13 protein-coding genes are annotated in these 17771 nt (G+C 68.9%); 5 read left to right on the forward strand and 8 right to left on the reverse strand.

The window, feature by feature from the left end:
- Window positions 1-3: 3 nt before the first annotated feature.
- The gene (locus G6N68_RS25750; RefSeq protein ID WP_163719056.1) at window positions 4-1656 is read left to right on the forward strand and encodes an adenylate/guanylate cyclase domain-containing protein; all 1653 of its coding nucleotides are present in this window, start codon (window positions 4-6) and stop codon (window positions 1654-1656) included.
- Here the strand turns inward: G6N68_RS25750 and G6N68_RS25755 are convergent.
- The 5 genes from G6N68_RS25755 to cspA all read right to left on the reverse strand — a co-directional run bounded on the left by G6N68_RS25755 (window position 1653) and on the right by cspA (window position 6938).
- A complete protein-coding gene (locus G6N68_RS25755) occupies window positions 1653-2318 on the reverse strand; it encodes a nitroreductase (RefSeq protein ID WP_163719057.1) in 666 nt (221 codons plus the stop codon). The two genes, G6N68_RS25750 and G6N68_RS25755, sit on opposite strands and share 4 nt — an antisense overlap.
- A 69-nt stretch (window positions 2319-2387) precedes the next feature.
- Window positions 2388-2864 carry a MarR family winged helix-turn-helix transcriptional regulator gene (locus G6N68_RS25760; protein WP_163719058.1) on the reverse strand — a complete coding sequence of 159 codons (477 nt, stop codon included), beginning with the start codon at window positions 2862-2864 and terminating at the stop codon, window positions 2388-2390.
- A gap of 90 nt (window positions 2865-2954) precedes the next feature.
- Window positions 2955-5762 carry a type I DNA topoisomerase gene (topA, locus tag G6N68_RS25765; protein WP_163719059.1) on the reverse strand — a complete coding sequence of 936 codons (2808 nt, stop codon included), beginning with the start codon at window positions 5760-5762 and terminating at the stop codon, window positions 2955-2957.
- Between the two features lie 201 nt (window positions 5763-5963).
- Complete coding sequence (locus G6N68_RS25770; protein ID WP_163719060.1) at window positions 5964-6542, reverse strand: hypothetical protein; 579 nt, start codon at window positions 6540-6542, stop codon at window positions 5964-5966.
- A gap of 192 nt (window positions 6543-6734) precedes the next feature.
- Entirely contained in the window at window positions 6735-6938 is a 204-nt protein-coding gene (gene cspA / locus G6N68_RS25775) for a cold shock protein CspA (RefSeq protein ID WP_007772268.1), read from the reverse strand.
- Window positions 6939-7274: 336 nt separating this feature from the next.
- Between cspA and G6N68_RS25780 the strand changes: the two genes are divergently transcribed.
- The 4 genes from G6N68_RS25780 (at window position 7275) to G6N68_RS25795 (ending at window position 16875) form a co-directional block, all read left to right on the forward strand.
- Window positions 7275-9590, forward strand: a complete 2316-nt coding sequence (locus tag G6N68_RS25780) for a DEAD/DEAH box helicase (RefSeq protein ID WP_163719061.1) — start codon at window positions 7275-7277, stop codon at window positions 9588-9590.
- 161 nt (window positions 9591-9751) lie between these two features.
- Window positions 9752-12283 carry a PE family protein gene (locus tag G6N68_RS25785; protein ID WP_163719062.1) on the forward strand — a complete coding sequence of 844 codons (2532 nt, stop codon included), beginning with the start codon at window positions 9752-9754 and terminating at the stop codon, window positions 12281-12283.
- 504 nt (window positions 12284-12787) lie between these two features.
- Window positions 12788-13825 (forward strand): PAS domain-containing protein, encoded by a 1038-nt coding sequence (locus G6N68_RS25790; RefSeq protein ID WP_163719063.1) that lies wholly within the window; start codon window positions 12788-12790, stop codon window positions 13823-13825.
- 287 nt (window positions 13826-14112) lie between these two features.
- Window positions 14113-16875 (forward strand): PE family protein, encoded by a 2763-nt coding sequence (locus tag G6N68_RS25795; protein ID WP_163719064.1) that lies wholly within the window; start codon window positions 14113-14115, stop codon window positions 16873-16875.
- A gap of 23 nt (window positions 16876-16898) precedes the next feature.
- Here G6N68_RS25795 and G6N68_RS25800 read toward each other — a convergent pair whose 3' ends face one another.
- Genes G6N68_RS25800 through G6N68_RS25810 form a run of 3 tightly spaced genes read right to left on the reverse strand, consistent with a single transcriptional unit; the run spans window position 16899 to window position 17750 of the window.
- On the reverse strand, window positions 16899-17195 hold the full coding sequence (locus G6N68_RS25800) for an Rv3654c family TadE-like protein (RefSeq protein ID WP_276068362.1): 297 nt from the start codon (window positions 17193-17195) through the stop codon (window positions 16899-16901).
- A 31-nt stretch (window positions 17196-17226) separates the two neighbouring features.
- The gene (locus tag G6N68_RS25805) at window positions 17227-17514 is read right to left on the reverse strand and encodes a TadE family type IV pilus minor pilin (RefSeq protein ID WP_163719909.1); all 288 of its coding nucleotides are present in this window, start codon (window positions 17512-17514) and stop codon (window positions 17227-17229) included.
- A 35-nt stretch (window positions 17515-17549) separates the two neighbouring features.
- Window positions 17550-17750 carry a DUF4244 domain-containing protein gene (locus G6N68_RS25810; protein ID WP_276068339.1) on the reverse strand — a complete coding sequence of 67 codons (201 nt, stop codon included), beginning with the start codon at window positions 17748-17750 and terminating at the stop codon, window positions 17550-17552.
- Window positions 17751-17771: the final 21 nt, after the last annotated feature.

A 17771-nucleotide genomic window follows, 5' to 3' on the forward strand; every position in this document is an offset into this window, starting at 1 on the left:
CACATGGCTAACGCGGCAACTCTGCCCAGGCGAATCAGCGCATTCGCCCGGTGGGTGGTGCGTACCCCGTGGCCAGTTTTCTCCCTGAGCATGCTGCAGGCGGACATCATCGGTGGCCTGTTCGTGCTCGGGTTCCTGCGGTACGGCCTGCCGCCGAGCGAACGCATCGAGTTGCAGGACCTGCCGACGCTCAACGTCGCGATTTTCATCGCGTCGGTGATTTTGTTGTTCTTCGCCGGGTTCGTCTGGAATCTGCGCCTGTTGGTCCCGGTCTTCCGGTGGCAACGCCGCGACAACCTGCTCGCCGAGACCGATCCCGCGGCAACCGAACTCGCCCGCAGCCGTGCGTTGCGGATGCCCTTCTACCGCACGCTGACCAGTGCGGCGGCGTGGTTCATCGGCAGCGTGGTGTTCCTCGTCGCCAGCTGGTCGGTGTCCCGCCACTCGGCGCCCGTCGTCATCGTTGCCACCGCGCTCGGCGCCACCGCCACGGCGATCATCGGTTATCTGCAATCCGAGCGGGTGTTACGGCCGGTGGCCGTGGCGGCGCTGCGCAGCGGTGTCCCGGAGAATGTCAAGGCGCCCGGCGTCATATTGCGGTTGATGCTGACCTGGATCCTGTCCACGGCGGTGCCGTTGCTGGCCATCGTGCTGGCCGTCGTGTCGGACAAGATATCCCTGCTGCACACCACCCCCGACACTCTGTTCAACCCGATCCTGCTGCTCGCGCTGGCGGCTCTGGTCATCGGAGCGGTGAGCACGCTGTTGGTGTCGATGTCGATCGCCGACCCCCTGCGCCAACTCCGCTGGGCGCTGTCGGAGGTGCAACGCGGCAACTACAACGCACACATGCAGATTTACGACGCCAGCGAACTGGGCCTGCTGCAGGCCGGCTTCAACGACATGGTCCGCGATCTGTCCGAGCGGCAGCGGCTCCGTGACCTGTTCGGCCGCTACGTGGGCGAAGACGTGGCGCGGCGGGCCCTGGAGCGCGGCACCGAGTTGGGCGGGCAGGAGCGCGATGTGGCGGTGCTGTTCGTGGACCTGGTGGGCTCCACCCAGCTGGCCGCGACGCGGCCGCCCGCCGAGGTCGTCAGCCTGCTCAACGAGTTCTTCCGGGTGGTGGTCGACACGATCGGTCGCCACGGCGGCTTCGTCAACAAGTTCCAGGGCGACGCGGCGCTGGCCATCTTTGGCGCGCCCATCGAACACCCCGACGCTTCAGGTGGCGCCCTGGCGGCCGCCCGCGAGTTGCACGACGAGCTCTTGCCGGTGCTGGGTTCGGCGGAATTCGGCATCGGTGTGTCGGCGGGCCGCGCCATCGCCGGTCACATCGGCGCCCAGGCCCGGTTCGAATACACCGTCATCGGCGACCCGGTGAACGAGGCGGCTCGACTCACGGAGTTGGCCAAACTCGAAGAGGGCCACGTGCTGGCGTCGGCGATCGCGGTCAGCGGCGCGCTGGACGCCGAGGCGCTGTGCTGGGATGTCGGCGAGGTCGTGGAGCTGCGCGGCCGCGCCGCACCCACCCAGCTGGCCCGGCCGTTGAACCTGGCCCCCGCTCCCCCGGATGCCGAGGAAGTCTCCGACCAAGACGAAGCTGAAGACGAAGCTGAAGACGAAGCCGAAGAGATTCCCAGCGAGGCCAGCCACTAGCCGTCGACAAACGTGACCGTCTCGTCGAGTGGCGCCCGACGGTAACGATCCTCACGCTGCTCGGGGTTTTCGTAGCCGATCGACATGCCGCAGAACAGGATCAGGTTGTCGGGCGGCGACAGCACGTCGGCGACGGTCTTGCGATAGACCGACCACGCCATCTGCGCACAACTGTGCAGCCCTTCGGCGCGCAGGAGCAGCATGACGGTCTGCAGATACATGCCGACGTCGGCCCACTGCGCCGAACCCAGGTCACGGTCGATGTAGCAGAACAGGGCGGCGGGTGCGCCGAAGCAGTCCCAATTCGCCACGGCGGCGCGTTGCCGGCCCTCGACGTCGTCGCGGGCGATGCCGAGCCCGCCGTAGCGCTGCTCACCGAACGCCGCGCGGCGCTGGCGGTACGGAGCCTTCATGGCCGGCGGATACATCTGATACTCGGGCTCGTCCCAGTCGTCGCCGATGGCGACCCGTTCGCTGGCGCGTTTCTTGATTTCGGCCAGCGGCGCACCCGTCACGACGTAGCAGTTCCAGGGCTGGATGTTCGAACCCGACGGCGCCCAGGCCGCGGCTTTGAGGACGCGCTCCAGAACTTCCTTGGGCACTGGCCGATCGATGAATCCACGTACCGCCCGCCTGGTCGTTACTGCCTCATATACGTCCATCACGCACCTCGCTGTCCGTTTGGATTCCTACGTATATGATCGTATCATTCAATACTGTTTCATTCAATACTAGTTGACCAGGCGGGTCAGCAGGTCCTTGAGCTGCTCGGCTTCACCCGGCTTCAAGCCTGCGACCAGCCGCGCGGCCAGCGGTTCCGCGGCGGCGTGCGCGGCATCGAATAGCTCCAGACCCTGCGGGGTGATCTCGACCGCCCGAGCCCGCCGATCACCGGGAACGGCGTTACGTATTGCCAACCCCTTGCGTTCTAGGTCGTCTACCACCCGCATGATTCCGGCCTTGTCCGAACCCGTCGCCTCCACCAGGTCCTGCTGGCGAGTGGGGCCCCGGTCGGCCAGGACGATCAGCACCGCGAAATGGCGCAACTCAATGCCGAGCGGCCGCAGCGCCTCCGACATCACCGCGGCCGCGTGCCAGTGGGCGCGGCGCAGGAGCAGACCGAGGGCGAAGGGCGAGGTATCGCCCGGGCGACCGGTGGCGCGCGCGGGGCGGGAATCTTCGGTGTGGTCGGTGTGGGTGCCGGACATGGCCCGACGGTATCAACGGTTCGTTTCAGTCGATACGGTTTCCCGTGAAACGCTTGAACGCCTGGGCGCGGGCTAGCGGTTAGCCGCGCTTCACGCCTTCTTCGCGGCGGTCTTCTTGGCCGCCGTCTTCTTCGCCGGCGCCTTTCGGGCCGTCTTCTTGGCGGCCCGCTTGACCGGACCGCGAGCCCGGCGATCGGCTAATAGTTCCGACGCGCGCTCATCGGTGATCGACATGACGTCGTCGCCCTTGCGCAGGCTGGCGTTCGTCTCGCCGTCGGTGACGTACGGTCCGAATCGGCCGTCCTTGATCACCATCTGCTTGCCCGAGACAGGGTCGTTACCCAATTCGCGCAGGGGTGGCGCCGAAGCCCTTTGCCGCGCACCACGTTTGGGTTCGGCATAGATCTTCAACGCTTCCTCGAGCGTCACCGTGAACATCTGCTCTTCAGAGCTCAGCGAACGAGAATCGCTGCCGCGCTTCAGATATGGCCCATAGCGGCCGTTCTGGGCGGTGATCTCCTCACCGGTATTGGGGTCCACCCCCACTACGCGGGGAAGCGACAGCAACCTCAACGCGTCCTCGAGCGTGACGGTTTGCAAATCCATGGTGCGCAACAGTGAACTGCTGCGCGGCTTGGGACCGGTTGGCTTTTTACCCTTTTTGGCCGGCTCGGCGCTCGGATCCTCGGGCGGTTCCGGCAGGATCTCGGTCACGTAGGGCCCGTACCGGCCGTCTTTGGCGACGATCTGGTGACCCGTTTCCGGATCCACCCCCAACACGCGCCCCTCCTGCGGGGTGGCGAAAAGCTCTTCGGCCACTTCCAGAGTCAGCTCATCGGGGGTGAGCGAGTCGTTGAGATTGGCCCGTTGCGGTGTCGGCTCGCCGTCCTCACCGATGATCGTTCGTTCGAGGTAAGGCCCGTTCTTGCCCACCCGAACGTAGATCGGCCGACCCTGTGCATCATCAAAAACCTTGATGGAGTTGACTTCTCGGGCGTCGATACCTTCGAGGTTGACGCCGACGAGTTTCTTCAGGCCACCGGACCGGGCCACCGAGTCGGGCACACCGTGGTTGCCACCGAAGTAGAAGTTGTTGAGCCAGTTGGTACGTCGCTCGTTGCCGGCGGCGATCTCGTCGAGCTCGTCCTCCATGGCCGCGGTGAAGTCGTAGTCGACCAGGCGGCCGAAATGTTGTTCCAGCAAACCGATTACGGCGAACGCGACCCAGGACGGCACCAGGGCGCTGCCCTTCTTGTACACGTAGCCACGGTCCTGGATGGTCTTGATGATCGAGGAGTAGGTCGATGGGCGGCCGATACCCAGCTCCTCGAGCGCCTTGACCAGAGACGCCTCGGTGTAACGGGCGGGCGGGTTGGTGGCATGCCCGTCCGGTGTCAGCTCGATGGCGGCCAAACGCTGGCCGGGCGTCAGGTGGGGCAGCCGCCGCTCGGCGTCGTCAGCCTCGCCGCCGGCCAATTCGTCCACCGTCTCCACATAGGCCTTGAGGAAGCCCGCGAAGGTCAGCGTCCGCCCGGACGCCGAGAAGACGACCTGCTGGTCGCCCGCCCTGCCTTCGATCCGCAGACTCAGCGTGGTCCCGCGCGCATCGGCCATCTGCGAGGCGACCGTGCGCTGCCAGATCAGCTCGTAAAGCCGGAATTCGTCGCCGTCGAGTTCGCGGCGCACCGCGTCCGGGGTAGCGAACGTCTCACCCGCGGGACGGATGGCCTCGTGCGCCTCCTGCGCGTTCTTCACCTTGCGGGTGTACTGACGCGGCGACGGGGAGACGTACTCCGCACCGTAGAGCTGCCGCGCCTGGGTGCGCGCGGCATTGATCGCCGACTCCGACAGCGTGGTCGAGTCGGTTCGCATGTAGGTGATGTAGCCGTTCTCGTACAGCCGCTGGGCGATGCTCATCGTCCGCTCGGAGGAGAACCGCAACTTGCGGCCCGCCTCTTGCTGCAGCGTCGACGTCATGAAGGGCGCATAGGGGCGGCGGGTGTAGGGCTTCTCCTCGGCCGACGCCACGCTCAGCTGTGCGCCCTGGAGGTTGTTGGCCAGCGCGGTGGCACTGGCCTCGTCCAGCACCACCACCTCGTCCGCCTTGCGTAGCGCCCCCAGGGAGTCGAAGTCGCGTCCGGTCGCCACCCGCAGACCATCGACGTTGGTCAGGCGGGCGATGAAGGTCGGTGGCTGGGCGTTCGGGTCGGACACGCTGGCGTCCAGCTTGGCCACGACGTCCCAGTACGACGCGCTGCGGAATGCCATGCGGTCGCGCTCGCGCTGCACGATGATGCGGGTGGCCACCGACTGAACCCGGCCCGCCGACAGCTTGGGGGCAACCTTCTTCCACAACACCGGGCTGACTTCGTAGCCATAGAGCCGGTCCAGGATGCGGCGCGTCTCTTGGGCGTCGACGAGATCGATGTCCAGGTCTCGGGGGTGCTCGGCGGCCGCACGGATGGCCGGCTCGGTGATCTCGTGGAAGACCATCCGTTTGACCGGGATGCGCGGCTTCAGCGTTTCCAGCAGGTGCCAGGCGATGGCCTCGCCTTCGCGGTCACCATCCGTGGCGAGGTAGAGCTCGTCGACGTCCTTGAGCAGGCCTTTCAGCTCGCTGACGGTGCTCTTCTTGTCGGGGCTGATGATGTAGAGCGGTTCGAAGTCATGGTCGACGTTGACTCCGAGCCGGGCCCACGGCTCGGACTTGTACTTCGCCGGCACATCGGACGCAGCTCGAGGCAGGTCACGGATGTGGCCTCGCGAAGATTCGACGATGTATCCGGATCCCAGATAACTGGCCAATTTTCGCGCCTTGGTCGGCGACTCGACGATGACAAGTCGCCGGCCGCTGCCATTTCTGCCGCTATCAGCCCTGCTGGGGCCCTCGTCAGCCAACTGCGCCTAACTCCATCTCCTATGCGGCCTCCTGGCGAGGCCGCCCCCCGAACAATGACAGGTCGGCCGCTGAAAATCCGCTAAATTCAGGTACGCCGCCGTACCGTCGCCGCGCGGGCACCTGACAATTTCGCACCCTTGGGTGTGCCTGCGCAAACCGGGCCTCCCAACTGCGCCCGTCGGCGACGGGGCGAAACGGTGTCAAACCCGCGGCCATGCCGCCAACGCTTCGGCATCGTCCGGCGGTTCCCCCACGTTCTCTACCAGGCGCGATAGCCGTCGGCGGCCGCTTATCCGCAGGGCGGGCCGGGCGCCGCGGGTGCCGATCAGGGTGGGTGCGATCCCCACCCGCATCAGAGCCGACGCCAGGGGGGAATGAGTGTCAGGTGCGTGCGGATCGAGACCAAGCAGATACCGGTCCGCCTCCGGGCTGCCGGCGGCCAGCGTCCACGCCCGCAGCTCGCGCGGCCCGGGCAGCCACCGCAGCGGGACCGTCTTGACGGCCCCGCGCGTCCACTCCGCGGCGACGCGGGACAAGGAGGGGTCCACGGCCGTCCGCACCAAAGGGGTCTGCTCGTCGGTGCGGGTGATCTCCGGCACCAAGCCAGCCTCGCGAATCATCTCGGCCAGCGCGGTCGCGCGCCACAACTCGTCCACCACGACCGAGATGCGGGCGCCCGAGCCAACCGTCACGATCTGACCGGAAGCCGCCAGCACCCCGGAGAGGTCCGCCACGGCGGGCGGAACCGACTCCGCGGCGAAGAAGGAAAGCTGGCTCACGCCACGACAGTAGGCCAGCATGTCAATCCCCGCCTTCAGGTTTCCGGCGCGCCGAGCCAGTCATGACCGCACCTTCCCTGGCGAGCAGGAAAAGTCCGCTGTTCCCGCGCGCCCCCCCGTGCCCCCGCGTGCCCCCAAAGAGAAATCCCCCCGATTGGTAACCGGGGGGATTCCTTGGAGATACCGCTGCAATCAGAGCGAGCGGACTCCGGTGGCCTGGGGGCCCTTAGGGCTGTGGCCGATTTCAAACTCGACCTTCTGGTTCTCTTCGAGGGTGCGGAAGCCCGAACCCTGGATCTCCGTGTAGTGGACAAAAACATCCGCGGAACCATCTTCGGGGGCGATGAAGCCGAACCCCTTCTCCGCGTTGAACCACTTCACAGTTCCCTGTGGCATCTTTCTGATCTTTCCTTTTCTTCTGGGTGCGGGGCACCGCCTTTCGATGCCCCGGGCCCGTTGCGACCGCCATACCTGGCCGAGTCGCCGGAACTCACCCGACAGAAAACCTCGCAGGAACCGCGGCCGCAACGCCGATCCTGCGAAAGTTTGACACGAACACAGAAGCTACGACCGCACACAGTCAACCATGTTCGCCGCGTCGGCGACACCCTGTTGACCCGCGAGAGACGGGCAATTTACCCCGGCGTCACTTTGTTGACAGGCACGATGGTCCGAACCCCGCGATAGGGTCCCGACGATCCAAACACTGGGCCGTCCGGAGAATGGGGTGTCATGGCGAGTTTCGGCAGCGACCTGCTCGCCGCCGCGCTCGCCGGCACACCGCCAAGCGAACTACCGTTGCGGCACGTCGCCGAGCTGCCGCCCCGCCTCGGCCGGTCCAGCGAGTGGCCGGACTGGGCCGAGCCCGACGTCATCCGCGCGTTCACCGACCGAGGCATCAAATCACCGTGGTCACATCAGCGGGCCGCCGCCGAGCTGGCGCACTCCGGCCGCCATGTCGTGCTGAGCACCGGCACGGCCTCGGGCAAGTCGTTGGCCTATCAACTCCCCGTGCTCAACGCGTTGGCGACGGATCCGCGCGCACGCGTGCTGTACCTGTCGCCGACGAAAGCACTGGGACACGACCAGCTGCGCACCGCGCACGCCCTGACCGCGGCGGTGTCGCGGCTGGCTGACGTTGCGCCGACGGCCTACGACGGCGACAGCCCCACCGAGGTCCGCCGGTTCGCGCGCGAGCGATCCCGCTGGGTGTTCTCCAACCCCGACATGATTCACCTGTCGATATTGCGCAACCACCCGCGGTGGACCGTGCTGCTGCGCAATCTGCGGTTCGTGATCGTCGACGAATGCCACTACTACCGTGGCGTTTTCGGATCGAACGTCGCGATGGTGCTGCGCCGGTTGCTGCGGTTGTGCGCGCGCTACGGCGCCGCCCCCACCGTGATCTTCGCCAGCGCGACGACCGATTCCCCCGGCGAGACGGCGGCCGAACTGCTGGGTCAGCCCGTCGTGGAGATCACCGAGGACGGCTCCCCGCAGGGCGCCCGCACGGTGGCGCTGTGGGAGCCTGCCCTGCGCGACGATCTGGTGGGCGAAAATGGCGCCCCGGTGCGCCGGTCGGCTGGTGCCGAGGCGGCGCGGATCATGGCCGACCTGATCGTCGAGGGCGCGCAGACGCTGACGTTCGTTCGCTCCCGCCGTGCGGCGGAGCTGACGGCATTGGCCGCCCGGGCCCGGCTGGACGACATCGCCCCGGACCTGTCACCGCTGGTGGCCTCGTATCGGGCCGGTTACCTGTCCGAGGACCGCACCGCGTTGGAGCACGCGCTGGCCGACGGCCGACTGCGCGGTCTCGCCTCGACCAACGCGTTGGAATTGGGCGTGGACATCGCCGGGCTGGACGCCGTGGTGCTGGCGGGTTTTCCCGGGACCGTGGCCTCGTTCTGGCAACAGGCCGGCCGCTCCGGCAGGCGCGGCCAGGGTGCGCTGGTGGTGATGGTGGCCCGCGACGATCCGCTGGACACCTATTTGGTGCACCATCCTGAGGCGCTGTTGGGCAAGCCGGTGGAGCGGGTGGTGATCGACCCGACCAACCCGTATATTCTCGGTCCGCAATTGCTCTGCGCCGCAACGGAATTGCCGGTCGATGAAGCCGAGGTGCGGTCGCTGGACGCGGTCGACGTGGCCGAGGGTTTGGTGGACGACGGGCTTCTGCGCCGACGTTCCGGTAAGTACTTCCCGGCCCCCGGCGTGGAACCCCATGGTGCGGTGGACATCCGGGGATCTATCGGCGGACAGATCGTCATCGTCGAAGCCGAGACCGGGCGACTGCTGGGCAGTTGCGGCGCCGGGCAGGCCCCGGTGTCGGTGCATCCCGGCGCGGTTTACCTGCACCAGGGCGAGAGTTACGTCGTCGACTCGCTGGACCCCGAGGAAGGAATCGCGTTCGTCCACGCCGAGGATCCCGGCTACGCGACCTTCGCGCGCGAGATCACCGACATCGCGGTCACCGGAACCGGAGAGCGACTGACGTTCGGCGCGGTGACGCTGGGGCTGGTGCCGGTGACCGTCACCCACCAGGTCATCGGCTATCTACGCCGCCGGCTCAACGGAGAGGTGATCGACTTCGTCGAATTGTCGATGCCCGAGCAGGTGCTGCCCACCATCGCGGTCATGTACACCGTCACGCCAGAAGCGTTGGCGACCAACGATATTGAACTGCCTCAGATACCCGGCTCCCTGCATGCCGCCGAGCATGCGGCCATCGGCCTGCTGCCGTTGGTGGCCAGCTGCGACCGCGGGGACATTGGCGGACTGTCCACCGCGATCGGCCCGGACGGGCTACCCAGTGTCTTTGTCTACGACGGTCATCCGGGCGGCGCGGGCTTCGCCGAGCGCGGATTCCGCCAGGCGCGCATCTGGCTGGGCGCGACGGCCGCGGCCATCGAAGCGTGCGAGTGCCCGAGCGGGTGTCCATCGTGCGTGCAGTCCCCGAAATGCGGCAATGGCAATGACCCACTCGACAAGGCGGGTGCGGTGCGGGTGCTGCGACTGATGCTCGCCGAGCTGAGCTCCGGAACGCAGTGACGTCCGGCGACCGCCGGAAAAATCGTCGAGTCTGCCGCGCTATGCACCCCGTGCAGAACTTGGGATCGGTAGACCCCTGGCACCCATACCGTGCGATTTGGCGGGGACTACCGGTGCCGACCACCCGGTAGCAGAAGTCATGGCTGCAGGGGAGATCTGACATGTCGTATCTAACAGCGGTTCCCGAAGCGCTGAGCGCAGCGGCTGCGAACTTGGCCGACATCGGTTCAAGCCTCAGCTCCGCGGCCGCCGCGGCGGCTGGCCCGACGACACAGCTGCTGGCTGCCGCCCAAGACGAGGTCTCTACCGCCATCGCCGCGATGTTTTCGGCCTACGGCCAGGGATACCAAGCGTCCAGTGCGCAGGTGGCGTCCTTTCACGCCGAGTTCGTGCAGACGCTGAATTCAGCCGCGCAGGCCTATGGCATTACCGAAGCGAGCAGCGCCGGCCTGCTGGCGAGTCCCGCACAGGCCGTGCCGCAGGATTTGCTCGGCCTGATCAACGCACCCGTGGAAGCCCTCACCGGGCGCCCGCTCGTCGGCAACGGCGCCGACGGGGCACCGGGCACCGGACAAGACGGCAAGCCCGGCGGGTGGCTGCTAGGCGACGGCGGCGCCGGCGGCTCAGGCAGCGCGGGAATGAAAGGCGGCAACGGCGGAGCGACCGGTCTGGTGGGCACCGGTGGCGCAGGTGGGGCCGGCGGCTCCAACACCCTGGGCGACGGCGGACCGGGCGGCGCCGGAGGGGCTGGCGGGCTGCTCTTGGGCAACGGCGGGCGCGGAGGCGTCGGCGGCGACGCGCCGCTCGGCGGGAACGGTGGGGCCGGCGGGGCCGGGGGTCCCGGCGGGCTGCTGGGTGCCGGCGGTGCCGGTGGCACTGGCGGACTAGCAGCGGTCGGTGCCGTCGGCGGCGTGGGCGGAGCGGGCGGAGCCGGAGGCACCGGCGGATTGCTCGGCGGCCTGGTCGGCGCTGGTGGCGGTAACGGCGGCGCCGGAGGCGGTGGCGGTAATGGTGGGGGCGCCGGCGGAGTCGGCGGCAATGCCGGCATGTTCGCCGGTCCGGGCGGCGATGGCGGGCAGGGTGGTGCAGCCGGGGCCTTCGGCAAGGGCGGCCCCGGAGGTGCTGGCGGCAACGCCGGCTTGATGTTTGGTCCCGGGGGCGGGGGCGGAGCCGGTGGTAGCGCCTTCACCGATGCTGCTGGTGACGGTGGGCGCGGCGGCAACTCAGGGCTGTTCTTTTCCAGCGGAGGGGCCGGCGGGAGCGGCGGGACCGGTGTGACGGGCGGCGCAGGTGGTGCCGGCGGCGACGCGCTCTGGTTCGGCTCCGGTGGTGTCGGCGGGATCGGCGGAGGCGGACTCACCACCGGTGGAACCGGCGGAACCGGCGGGCAGGCCGGTCTGGTGTGGGGCAACGCCGGCGCCGGAGGAGCTGGCGGCCAAGCGATTACGACCGGCGGCGCCGGAGGGGGCGGCGGGAAAGCCATGCTGTTCGGCACCGGCGGCAACGGCGGTAACGGCGGATTTGGCGCAACCATAGGGAGCAGCGGTACCGGCGGCGTCGGCGGTCCGCTGCAAGGCCTCTTCGATGCGATCAACGCACCCGTGCAGGCGCAGACCGGTCGTCCCTTGATCGGCAATGGCGCAAACGGGGCCGTCGGAACCGGTCAGAATGGCGCACCCGGCGGATGGTTGCTCGGCGACGGCGGAGCCGGCGGTTCGGGTGCACCGGGTCAGAACGGCGGGACCGGCGGTGCCGCCGGGTTGTTCGGTTCGGGGGGCGCCGGCGGAGCGGGTGGCAGCACCACAACCGGTACCGCGGGAGCGGGCGGAGCCGGCGGTGCCGGCGGCATGCTGTCCGGCGCCGGGGGCGCGGGTGGTACGGGCGGATTCGCATCCGACACCGGCGGCACGGCCGGGGCCGGCGGCCGCGGCGGCGACGCGGGATGGTGGGGCGCCGGTGGTGGCGGCGGCGCCGGCGGCCACGCGGCATTCGACCAATTCGCCGGGAACAACGGGATCGCCGGTCAGGGCGGGGCCGGCGGTACCGGTGGGCTGCTGAGCGGCGCCGGCGGCCGCGGTGGAGCCGGCGGCATCGGCGACACCGCCGGCATCGGCGGGGCCGGGGGTAGCGCCGGCGGGCTGGCCGGTTCCGGAGGAGCAGGCGGAGCGGGCGGGTTCACCGGCATCTCCAACATCGCAGCGGACGGCGGGGCGGGCGGCAAGGCCGGCCTGCTGTTCGGCCTGGGCGGTGACGGCGGCGACGGAGGAGCCAACGCGTTCGGAGTCGGCGGCACCGGCGGGGCCGGAGGAGATGCGGGCCTGCTGAGCTGGAGCGGCGGAGTCGGCGGATATGGCGGCGCAAGTCTTATCACCGGCGGCGCCGGCGGCGCCGGTGGCGACGGCGGCTGGTTCGGCTTTGGCGGGGTCGGCGGGACCGGAGGCCTCGGCCTAAGCGACACCGGAGGCGCCGGTGGCGCCGGAGGCAAGGCCGGCCTCCTCGTCGGAATGGGCGGCGCGGGCGGCCCGGGCGGCGCCAGCAATGGCACCGGCAGTTCCGGCGGTCCGGGCGGCAGCGCTTTCCTGATCGGCGTCGGCGGGAATGGCGGCAATGGCGGCCCCGGATCCCCCACGGCCGGCAGTCACGGACCCGGTGGCGCCGGCGGGCTCCTCTTCGGCGTCAACGGGCTGGGGTAGTCAAACACTAACGAATGCGCTGACGCATGCAATGCGATGGCGCATGGGTTACGCAAGCGTCAGTCGATACGGCTAAAGACGTTGCAAACAACGCCATTTGGATGCAAACGGAAGTCCGCTGGATGCCGCCCGACCCCTCGACGGCCGACTTCCACGGATTCGAATCGCGACACGCGATCGTTGAATATCTTCCTCACTGCTGAAGAAGCGGTGGACTTGTCAAGCAGATCGCGCAACGAACGACTGGACAGCGCAACCCGTTCGCAGCACCGGCAAGCGCGGGTGCAGCAGAAACCTACCTGGCTGACACTCGGTGTGCAATGCCTGAACACAAGAGTGCTCCTTTGCCGCACCACGCCGTGTTCGAGACGACAACATCTTCAAATTTGACGTTTCCGTCAAGCTTTGCGACGCCGTATGCACTGTCCTGCAACGGAATTACAGTGGAAAACCGGTAATCGCCCCTCGGGTCCAAGGGTAGTTATACGCCAGTACACTTCGGCTATGACCCACGACTGGTTGCTCGTGGAGACGTTGGGGGACGAACCAGCAGTCGTAGCACAAGGGCGCCAACTGAAGAACCTCGTCCCGATCACAACGTTTTTGCGCCGCAGTCCCTACCTCGCGGCCGTCCGCACCGCGATCGCCGAGTCGATGGCAACTGGGCAGAGCCTCACCAGCATTACCCCCAAAGCCGATCGAATCATCCGTACCGAACCTGTGACGATGTCCGACGGTCGAATACACGGTGTCCATATCTGGATGGGGCCACCCAACGAGGAGCCGCCCGAGCGCCCCACCCCCGGTCCACTGAAGTGGGATCTGACCGTGGGGGTGGCCACCGACACCCGCGAGTCGTTGCTCAACAGCGGCAAGAATCCCGAAGTTGAGATCACCTACGGCAGAGCATTCGCCGAGGATCTGCCGTCACGCAAGCTCAACCCCAACGAGACCAAGGTCCTCGCCATGGCGGTCAAGGCATTGCCAGGACAAACACTATGCAGCACTTGGGATCTCACCGATTGGGAAGGGAACCCCATCCGCATCGGCTTCGCCGCGCGCAGCGCGCTGGAATCCGCACCGGACGGTCGTGATCACCTGATTGCGCGTGCCATGAACTGGCGGGCCGAGCACAAGGGTCCCGTCGTGACGGTCGACGACTTGGCGCAGCGAATCCTCAATGGGCTGGCGCAAGCCGGAGTGCATCGGGCGCTGGTCGACCCAAACAACTGGACCCTGCTGAAGTGGCTCGACGAACCGTGCAACTTCTACGACTGGCGCGGCGGCGAAGGAAAACCGCGCGTGCATCCCGAGGACGAGCACGAAATGATCGCCATGACAAAGGAATTCGCCGATGGGGCGGCAGCGCGGGTATTGCGGCTACCCGGAAAGGACACCGACTGGGTGCCGGTGCATGTGACGGTCAATCGGGTGGAACTTGAGCCGGAGACGTACGCAGCACTGCTCTCCCTGCGTCTCCCCACCGACCAGGAACTCGTCGCCGCCGGACTGCCGCAGTCGCCCGACAAGAGTAATGACTAGTGGTCATTACGGCTGTGGGTCACCAAATGCCAAGGGCTGCAACACAGTCAAGCTAACGTAGCTGAGGACGTCACACGTCTTTTCTGGCATGTTGCGTGCCCTCCTCGTACACCGCTGCGACCCGTGCGAGGAAAAGAGAGCCAATTTGCCAAAGTGCCAGAAAGACTTGCGCCAGCCGCGATAGCATGCTAACTGCGCCGAATTACCCGCCGGTGGTTGAGCCCCGGTCGTGGAGTATTTCCCCTGGCCCGGTTTGACGCATCAACCATCCGCGTGGGGAGATGCAAATGTCATTCTTAGTCGTCGCGCCAGATGTCCTGGCGGTCGCTGCTTCAGATCTAGCAAGTATCGGTTCATCCGTCAGCAACGCCGCTGCCGCAGCGGCGGCACCAACGACATCGCTACTCGCGGCGGGCGCTGACGAAGTTTCGGCCGCCGTGGCGGCGTTGTTCGGGGCACACGGTCAGGCGTATCAGGCCATCAACGCCCGCGCGGCCGCGTTTCATCAGCAATTCGTGCAGGCGCTCACCGGAAGTTCGGCCACGTACGCGACGGCCGAAGTCGCTGCCGCTCAACCCATCCAAAGCTTGATCGACGTAATCAATGCGCAATTCGTGGCGCAAACCGGCAGACCCCTGATCGGTAACGGCGCCAACGGCGCTCCGGGGACCGGGCAGGCCGGGGCACCCGGCGGGTGGTTGATAGGCAATGGCGGGGCTGGCGGATCCGGCACAGCCTCAGCGGCTAACGATGGCGGGCCTGGCGGTGCCGGCGGTGCCGCCGGCCTGTTCGGTAGCGGCGGCGCCGGCGGGGCCGGCGGTGCCACATCGGCCGCGGGCAAGGCCGGCGGTGCCGGCGGGGCCGGCGGCAACGCCATGCTGATCGGGGCCGGCGGCGCGGGCGGCGCCGGCGGAGCGTCAACGGACATCGTCGGCGGAAACGGCGGGGCTGGCGGGATGGGCGGCAATGCCGGATTCCTGTTCGGCGCCGCCGGCAACGGCGGGGCAGGCGGCTTGACCAACGGCACCGGCGCCACGGGCGGCGCCGGCGGCGCCGGCGGCGCCGGCGGATTGATGTCCGATGGCGGTGTCGGCGGTACCGGCGGTGCGGCCCTCGTTAATGGCAAGGGTGGAGCCGGTGGAGCTGGCGGCGGCGGCGGGGTGTTCGGGACCGGAGGCGTCGGCGGGGCCGGCGGAACCTCGAGCACCGTCACGGGCACCGGAGGCGCCGGTGGGGCTGGCGGCGCTGGCGGAACGTTTGGCGCCGGAGGCAGCGGGGGCGATGGTGGGGCGGCCAGCGTAGGCGGTGTAGGCGGCGCTGGCGGTAACGCCGGCATGTTCGCCTTCGGCGCGGCCGGCGGGACTGGTGGCACCGGTGGCGAAGCCTTCGTCGGCGCTGGCGGAGCGGGTGGAGTTGGCGGCGCCGCCGGCATGCTGTTCGGCTCCGGCGGCGCCGGCGGGGCCGGCGGGGCCGGCAACCTCGTCGGCGGCCAGGGTGGAGCGGGCGGCAAGGCCGGGCTGCTCAGCGGGTCCGGCGGGGCCGGCGGCACCGGCGGTGCCAGCGTCACGACCGGTGGAGCGGGCGGCGCCGGTGGAACATCCGGAGTGTTCGGTAACGGCGGTAACGGCGGTAACGGCGGAGCAGGAATCGCCACCGGCGGTAAAGGCGGAGTCGGCGGCGACGCCGTACTGATCGGCAACGGCGGAAACGGCGGAAGCGGTGGCACCGGCGCGGCGCCCGGCGCCACCGGCCTCGGCGGCATCGGCGGACTGCTGCTGGGCGCGGACGGTTCCAACGCACCCGCGAGCGGCAACCCCCTGCACACCTTGCAGCAACAGGCACTGACCGCGATCAACCAGCCCGTTCAGGCGTTGACCGGACGCCCACTGATCGGCAACGGCCTCAATGGAACACCGGGGACAGGTGCTCCCGGCGGGGACGGTGGCTGGTTGTTCGGCAATGGCGGCAACGGCGGGCACGGCGCGACCAATACCGCCGCCGCAGGCGCCGGCGGAAACGGCGGAGCAGGCGGAGCAGGCGGGATTCTGTTCGGCACCGGCGGGACCGGCGGAACCGGTGGGATTGCCACGGGCGTCGGCGGGAAGGGCGGGATCGGCGGCGCAGGCGGGGCCGGGTTGTTGATCGGGTCCGGCGGCACTGGCGGCAGCGGTGGGCAAGCCCCCAATGCCGGGGCAGGTGGCGCCGGCGGGCGCGGCGGCAACGCAGGCTTCTTCTTTGGTGCGGCCGGTAACGGCGGCCATGGCGCCGCTCCGGGTAACCCGAATGGCGTCGGAGGTGCCGGTGGCACCGGAGGTCTCTTCAGCAACGGCGGCACCGGTGGCGGCGGCGGGTTTGGCGCCGGCGGCGGGGCCGGCGGGAATGGCTTGGTCTTCGGGGCAGGCGGCACCGGAGGATCCGGCAATGGCACCGCGACTGGTGGGGCCGGCGGCAACGGTGGGGTGTTCGGCGCCGGCGGCGTCGGCGGCGCAGGCGGTGGCGCCCTCGGCATCAACGGCGGAGCCGGCGGGGCGGGCGGTAGCGCCGGCTTGTTCTCGCTCGGTGCGTCGGGGGGTGCCGGCGGTAATGGCGGTGTTAGCAGCAACCTCGGCGGAGCCGGTGGAGCGGGCGGCGCGGGCGGCCTGCTGTTCGGCTCCGGCGGCGCCGGTGGCGGCGGCGGTTGGGGCGGCGCTGGCGGCAACGCTGGGACCGGTGGCGTGGGCGGTGCCGGCGGTAAGGCCGGATTCCTCATCGGCTCCGGAGGTGCCGGTGGCGCTGGCGGGGCGGCGGGCGGCGCCGCCGCCGGCACCGGCGGAGCCGGTGGAGCCGGCGGAGGGGCCGGGGTGTTCGGCAGCGGCGGCGATGGCGGTGCCGGCGGCGACGCGGGGACAACCGGCGGCAAGGGCGGCAACGGCGGGAACGCCGTCCTGGTCGGCGATGGCGGTAACGGCGGCAACGGCGGAAAGGCCGCGGCCAACGGAGCCCCGGGCACCGGCGGCATCGGCGGGTTGTTGCTCGGCAACAACGGGAACAACGGCAAGGCGCCGACGTAACCGGCGTCGCTGGTTGCCTTTCGCTACGGCGTTGTCGACGGGCCCGCCCGGGCGGCGGCCCGCGCTGCGCCGGCGATCGTGAGGGATACCTCCACGGTGACCACCACGTCGAGGTTCTCCACTGCGCATTCGGCGCGGGTGATTCGCATCGAGCGAGCCACGTCCGTCGCACGTGCGCAGGCCTCGACCCCGCCGGCAGGTAGCCGAGCGGCGCCGGCCAGGGCCGCCAAGTCGGCTGCCGCCTGCGCGCGGTGACGGGCGACCATGGCCGCGCCGAGGTAGGCGACGGCCCCGGTGCTGCCCAGCAGCACAGCAACCATTGCCGCCGCCAGCACGGTGGACGCGCCGCGCTCACCGGGGCTCAGCAGCCGAGACCGCTCGCGCCGCGATATCCAACCCGGGTAGCAGCGTCGAGTGGGCGACGACCGTAGCCACCAGGAAATCACCGTCGCGCCGCACCTGGATCTGTGCCGCAGCCGGGGCGATACTGCGGGCCACGCTGACTGCGGCACCGTTGTCACCGCGCGCGGCCAGCCGAGCGGCTTCACGGGCGGCGTCAATGCAGCGCACCTGCATGGAGACCGCCGTGATCCCGGCCAGGCACACCACCAGCACGACCACCAATGTGGCAATCGCCAGGGCCGCCTCGACGGTGCTCGAGCCTGCACTCGACGCTAGGCCCTGGTGCTGAGCGCACGGCCGATGATGTGGTTCAGCGCCGAGACGATCGAATCGCCGGTGACGACGTTGTACAGGATCGCCCCGAAGGCCGCCGCGGCCACCGTGCCGATTGCGTATTCCACTGTCGACATGCCTGACTCGTCGGCAGCCAGCAGCGTCACCCGTGCCGCGAAGACGCGAAATATTCTGCGCATCGGTATCCCCTCTCCTTGGGA

It is taken from the genome of Mycobacterium bourgelatii, from assembly GCF_010723575.1.
Lineage (GTDB): Bacteria > Actinomycetota > Actinomycetes > Mycobacteriales > Mycobacteriaceae > Mycobacterium > Mycobacterium bourgelatii.

Bases quoted from the DNA above. Each gene is read 5' to 3' on its own strand.
- G6N68_RS25795 (WP_163719064.1), top strand. From the start codon at position 14,113: ATGTCATTCTTAGTCGTCGCGCCAGATGTCCTGGCGGTCGCTGCTTCA.
- G6N68_RS25755 (WP_163719057.1), bottom strand. From the start codon at position 2,318: ATGGACGTATATGAGGCAGTAACGACCAGGCGGGCGGTACGTGGATTC.
- G6N68_RS25780 (WP_163719061.1), top strand. From the start codon at position 7,275: ATGGCGAGTTTCGGCAGCGACCTGCTCGCCGCCGCGCTCGCCGGCACA.
- G6N68_RS25810 (WP_276068339.1), bottom strand. From the start codon at position 17,750: ATGCGCAGAATATTTCGCGTCTTCGCGGCACGGGTGACGCTGCTGGCT.
- G6N68_RS25785 (WP_163719062.1), top strand. From the start codon at position 9,752: ATGTCGTATCTAACAGCGGTTCCCGAAGCGCTGAGCGCAGCGGCTGCG.
- G6N68_RS25800 (WP_276068362.1), bottom strand. From the start codon at position 17,195: ATGGTTGCTGTGCTGCTGGGCAGCACCGGGGCCGTCGCCTACCTCGGC.
- G6N68_RS25790 (WP_163719063.1), top strand. From the start codon at position 12,788: ATGACCCACGACTGGTTGCTCGTGGAGACGTTGGGGGACGAACCAGCA.
- G6N68_RS25750 (WP_163719056.1), top strand. From the start codon at position 4: ATGGCTAACGCGGCAACTCTGCCCAGGCGAATCAGCGCATTCGCCCGG.
- G6N68_RS25760 (WP_163719058.1), bottom strand. From the start codon at position 2,864: ATGTCCGGCACCCACACCGACCACACCGAAGATTCCCGCCCCGCGCGC.
- cspA (WP_007772268.1), bottom strand. From the start codon at position 6,938: ATGCCACAGGGAACTGTGAAGTGGTTCAACGCGGAGAAGGGGTTCGGC.